Source organism: Azospirillum sp. B506, assembly GCF_000333595.1.
Taxonomy (GTDB): domain Bacteria; phylum Pseudomonadota; class Alphaproteobacteria; order Azospirillales; family Azospirillaceae; genus Azospirillum.
This window is the reverse complement of sequence record NZ_BADK01000149.1, coordinates 1-1,300: the sequence shown is the minus strand read 5'-3', so window position 1 is coordinate 1,300 and position 1,300 is coordinate 1. Positions and strand designations below refer to the sequence as shown.

The window sequence follows — 1,300 nt, the reverse complement described above, 5'->3', positions numbered from 1 at the left end:
GTGGAGAACGCCGCCGCCGCCCCCGATCCCGGCCTGTCCAGCTTCATTTCGGCCGAGCTGTCGAAGTCGGAGCGGCCGGAACTGACCTCTGCCCGCATCGTCATCTCCGGCGGGCGCGGCATGCAGTCGGGCGACAACTTCCACCTGCTGGAGGCCATCGCCGACAAGCTGGGGGCTGCGGTGGGTGCCAGCCGCGCCGCGGTCGATGCCGGCTTCGTGCCGAACGACTATCAGGTCGGCCAGACCGGCAAGATCGTGGCCCCGGACCTTTATGTCGCCGTCGGCATCTCGGGCGCGATCCAGCATCTGGCCGGCATGAAGGACAGCAAGATCATCGTCGCCATCAACAAGGACGAGGAGGCGCCGATCTTCCAGGTCGCCGATTACGGCCTTGTCGCCGACCTGTTCAAGGCCCTGCCGGAGTTGCAGCAGGCCGTCTGACACCGTTCATTTCCCCGTTTACCCGAAGAGGTCCCCCATGGCCGCCGCCGCGATCCCCTACACCCCGCCGCTGAAAGAGATCCGCTTCGTCCTCGACCACCTTGCCGGCATGGCCGACGTGGCGGCTCTGCCCGGCTTCGAGGATGCCAGCCCCGACATGGTGGACAGCATCCTGGGCGAGGCGGCGAAGATCGCCGGGAATGTCCTGGCGCCGCTGAACCGCATCGGCGACGTCCAGGGTGCCCGGCTCGACGCCGATGGCATCGCCCGCACGGCGGAGGGCTGGGGCGCGGCATGGCAGGCACTGGTGGAAGGCGGCTGGAACGGGCTGCCCTTCGATCCGGCGCGCGGCGGCATGGGGCTGCCCAACCTGCTGAACACCGCGGTGCAGGAGATGTGGCATTCCGCCAACATGGCCTTTGCGCTCTGCCCGATGCTGACTCAAGGGGCGGTGAACGCGGTTCAGCTCTATGGCTCGGATGCGCTGAAGGACCTCTATTTGCCCAAGATGATCTCGGGCGAATGGACCGGCACCATGAACATCACCGAGCCGCAGGCGGGCAGCGACCTAGCCGCCACGCGGTCGCGCGCGGTGCCGAACGGCGACCATTACCTCGTCACCGGCCAGAAGATCTTCATCACCTACGGCGACCATGACCTGACGGAAAACATCGTCCATCTGGTTCTGGCCCGCCTGCCCGATGCGCCTCCGGGCGTGAAGGGCATCAGCCTGTTCGTCGTGCCGAAGTTTCTGGTCAACGCCGACGGCAGCCTCGGTTCGCGCAATCAGGTGAAGTGCGTGTCTCTGGAGCACAAGCTGGGCATCCACGGCAGTCCGACCGCCGTGCTGTCCTTCGGC

2 protein-coding genes are annotated in these 1,300 nt (G+C 66.8%); both read left to right on the top strand.

The genetic code is table 11. From position 1 onward, the window contains the following. Positions 1-441, top strand: a 441-nt coding sequence (locus I71_RS05340; RefSeq protein ID WP_042691832.1) for an electron transfer flavoprotein subunit alpha/FixB family protein, incomplete at its 5' end; no start/stop codon positions are given. A 37-nt stretch (positions 442-478) separates the two neighbouring features. After that, on the top strand, positions 479-1,300 hold an 822-nt coding region (locus I71_RS05335), incomplete at its 3' end, for an acyl-CoA dehydrogenase family protein (RefSeq protein WP_042691829.1).